Source organism: Candidatus Zixiibacteriota bacterium (assembly GCA_018820315.1).
Taxonomy (GTDB): Bacteria; Zixibacteria; MSB-5A5; order JAABVY01; family JAHJOQ01; genus JAHJOQ01.
This window is the reverse complement of record JAHJOQ010000033.1, coordinates 1-4,161: the sequence shown is the minus strand read 5'-3', so window position 1 is coordinate 4,161 and position 4,161 is coordinate 1. Positions and strand designations below refer to the sequence as shown.

The following is a 4,161-nucleotide window of genomic DNA, read 5'->3' as shown; positions in this document are numbered from 1 at the left end:
ATTGATTATTGGTTCTGGTCCTATTATCATTTCCCAGGGCTGTGAGTTTGATTACTCAGGCACCCAGGCCTGCAAGGCATTAAAAGAAGAGGGTTATTTTGTCATCTTAGTCAATTCAAATCCGGCAACGATTATGACTGACCCGGAGACGGTCAATATTAGAGTCAGGTCTTGATTATAGAATACGGAATATACTAAATTCAATATTCAATATCTGACCCCGATAGATTTCAATACCATATTTTTTAACTTAATTTTGTAATCAAAGTCTGATCCCAGCCCATAAAGATATGGACGGTAATATGAACAATTTGCTTCAAAAAGTTACGGTTTATTTAGCAACATACCTTGAAAAGGTGCTGCCATCTCTCTTTGAGGATTGGTGGAAGCAAGCCGTTCTCAATAACCTATCGTTCCAGCAACGGCAGCGTATGGAACAACGTAACATAGACTCCCTTGCAGTATTGGATCTTACTGCACTGCTTCGAGTGCTCGACCAGAACTGGTATCAGATATCGACCAAGTTAGGCCTGACATCGGAAGCACGCCATTTCGCCAAGGAAATGCAGACGGTCCGCAACCGGTGGGCGCATGCAACCACAGAAGGATTTCCAGTCGAGAATGTATATCGCGATTTGGACACGCTGCAGCGCTTTTCCGCAGTCATCGGAGCCGATGACATCCTGCTTCAGGAAGTGAGAGCCACCAAGACGGCTCTACTTGCCAAAGAAATGCGATTCTCAGACCAAGGTGAAACAATCGATCCCTTACCGTCCCAGGATACTAAGAAGTATGGTACTGAGTTTGAACCGGGGCAGATCGTGTACGTCAAGTCAAACCCAACCATCCGAGGCGCAGTGATTTCTGTTTTGCCTGGCAATCAGGAGAATCGTTTCAAGGTCTTTGTGGCTGGCGAGACGCAGACATACTATGCATCTCAATTGCAGGTTGAAGATCTTCGGGATGAGGATGCCGAGTCTTTGCCCTGCGAGCAGTTTCACTCCTACCTTACCGCCCTGCAGATCAGGTATCCTGGGCTATCGACGCTCTACTCTCTCAATGCCGCTCGTGTTGATTTCATCCCTTATCAGTTCAGACCCGTGCTGAGATTCATCAGATCGGACCGTCCGCGATTACTGATTGCCGACGGTGTAGGCGTGGGCAAGACTATCGAAGCGGGGCTTATTCTTCGTGAGCTGCAGGCAAGGCGTGACATCCGTTCCATTCTCATCATATGCCCGCGTCCCCTGGTTACCGAGCGTAAATGGCAGAATGAGATGAAGCGTTTCGAGGAGCGATTCACTCATCTTGATGGGGGAACCTTACGGTACTGCATTAACGAGATGGATCTGGAGGGCGTCTGGCCCGAACAGTACCAAAGGGTTATTGTCCCCTATTCCTTATTCGACGAAATCCTCCTTAATGGATCGGGGCCAGAAGGCAAACGAAAACGAAAAAAGGGTCTCAAGGACCTGGACCCACCTCCTCGTTTTGACCTTGTAATCGTGGACGAGGCGCATCACATCCGCAACCAGAATACCTATAGCCACGAAGCAGTGAGGTTCTTCTGTGACAATGCTGAGGCTGTGATATTCTTAACAGCGACACCAATCCAGCTTGGAAATGATGACCTTTTTGTTCTGCTTAATACTCTACGTCCCGACCTCATTATCGATCAAGAGAGCTTCAAGCACATGGCGGAACCTAATCCGTTCATTAACCAGGCGGTATCCCTGGTACGCGCTCAAGAACCAGAATGGCATTCACAGACACTGGAAGCTCTCGATCAGGCTGCAGCGACTGCCTGGGGCCAAGCCATTCTGAGGCATAACCCCGACTTCATGCGGATACGATCCAGGCTGGTTGAGGGCAATGTCACAAGTGAAGAGCGTGTGCAGGTTATTACAGACATTGAAGCCATGCACACTTTTGCGGGGATTATCAACAGAACACGCCGCCGGGATATCGGGGAGTTCACAATTCGGAAGCCAGAAACAGTCGACGTGCCCTTTACCCCAGCCCAGCAACAGCTACACGACGAGTTACTCCGGGTGCAAGCGGAGATATTCAGCAGGCTTCACGGGGATATCAACATCAAGTTTATGATGACCACGATAAGACGCCAGGCTGCGAGTTGCCTCTTCGGGCTTGCCCCTTTCCTTAATGATATCCTGAACCGGCATATCGACGAATTGACATGGGAGGAAGCCGACGACACGGAATCACTCCCACAAGGCGATTACATCAGCCCAATCCAATCACAAATCCAGACAATCCTTGAGGCTACACGATCTCTTGATCCCTATGATCCAAAGCTTGAGGCTCTTCGAAATATCATCCGCGACAAACAAAACTTGACCAACAACAAGGTGATGCTGTTTAGCAGCTTTCGACACACCCTTCACTATCTTTACAAACATCTCAGCGCAGACGGTTTCCGGGTCGGGATGGTTCACGGTGGCACGCCGGATGAAGAACGCGTCGAACTTCGACACCGTTTTGAGAAACCGCGAGAGGACAGAGATAGTCTCGACCTGCTGCTGTTCTCAGAAATCGGCTGCGAAGGTTTAGATTACCAGTTTTGCGATTGTATTGTGAACTATGACCTCCCATGGAACCCAATGCGTATCGAGCAACGGATAGGCCGAATTGACCGAAACGGCCAGAAGAGTGAGAGCGTTGCCATTATCAACCTGATCACGCCCGGTACCGTCGATGCGGACATCTATGAGCGATGCCTTGTTCGCATAGGTGTGTTCAATAGAACCCTGGGTGGCGGTGAAGAGATACTCGGAGAAATCACCAGGGAGCTCAGGAACATCGCGGAAAACTATTCACTGAGCGATGAGGAGCGAGGGTCAAAGCTACAGCAGTTGGCGGATAACAAGATCCGGTTGATACAAGAACAGGAAACACTCGAGCAACGGCAGATGGAACTTTTCGGCATCCGACTCCCCGAAGATCAGATGAAGAAAGAGATTGAAGAGGCCTCGAGCTTCTGGTTGTCTCCGGCATCAATACGCAGGCTCGTCACGCATTATCTGCAGCGGGTATGCGGGAAAGAGCAAGACTTTATCCTTGGCGAAAAACCCTTGAAAACGCTTCGTCTTTCTCAGGATTTACGAAGCAGTCTATTGCAGGACTTTCTGCAACTCCCCAGACAAAGCACTATCACTTATCGGGAGTGGGAGAACTGGCTGAAGGGGGGGGACCCTCATCTGCTCGTGACCTTTGAATCGGACTGCGCGATGCAGCATCATGAGGCTGCTTTTATAATACCAGTCCACCCCTTAGTGAAGCAGGCGGCGATATCGTTCGATACAAGGCAACGAGTCATCACCACCCTGAAGGTGCAGGCCAATGAAGTCCCTGCGGGCAGGTACGAATTCGCCATTTACCAATGGCGGTTCCACGGCATTAAGGAGGATTTGGTTCTCCGGCCAATTGCCTCATCAGAAGTGGTCACAGCGCATCTTGGCCGCCTACTCGAGAAAGCGGTAGATGGAACGACTGATGGGCCGGGAGACTGTGGCTCTTCTAAGTGGGATGAATTGGATGCGCAGCACTATAAACTGTGGTCTGAAGCTCGCGCTAAGCATCGACAACGGACTCAAGAATTGGTAGAGTACCGTAGAGAGAGCCTATCAACGAGCCACCGGGCACGGATAGCGCTTCTTGAGGAACAGCTCAAACAGGCAAGCAACGAGAAAATTCAGAAAATGCGGCAGTCTCAAATCGCGGCTGCTGAGGCAGACTACGCTCGGCGCATCCAGGACTTAGATATCGCCATGGAGAGGGCGGAGGTTACCGCCGGGCCGGTGGCGTATGGAATAATCGAATTATCTATAGGGGATTAGTGATGGAATTCAATAATATCCAAGAATTATCTAAGGATCGCAAGAACTGGGTCGAAGCAAGCCGAAAAAACAGATTCGAAGACGGCATCAAGCGTCTACTAATAGACCTGTATCCAGATAATGCCCACTTCATTTATGAACTTCTTCAGAATGCTGAGGATGCAAGGGCATCAGCAGTCCGATTCATTCTCAATGATGACAGTGTTGAATTCGAACACAATGGGGATCGTCTATTCTCCATAGAAAATGTAGACTCCATCACAAGTATCGGTGTCAGCACCAAGAAAGATGATCCCACAAGCAT

2 protein-coding genes are annotated in these 4,161 nt (G+C 49.6%); both read left to right on the top strand.

Features of this window, described 5'->3' with window-relative positions:
* Window positions 1–302 precede the first annotated feature (302 nt).
* Window positions 303–3,857, top strand: coding sequence for a DEAD/DEAH box helicase family protein (locus tag KKH67_03115; GenBank protein ID MBU1318167.1), 3,555 nt, complete (start codon window positions 303–305; stop codon window positions 3,855–3,857).
* Between the two features lie 2 nt (window positions 3,858–3,859).
* The coding region (locus KKH67_03110) for a hypothetical protein (GenBank protein MBU1318166.1) at window positions 3,860–4,161 on the top strand (302 nt) is incomplete at its 3' end.

Excerpts from the sequence above, each read along its gene's own strand:
- KKH67_03115 (MBU1318167.1), top strand. The coding sequence starts at position 303 with ATGAACAATTTGCTTCAAAAAGTTACGGTTTATTTAGCAACATACCTT.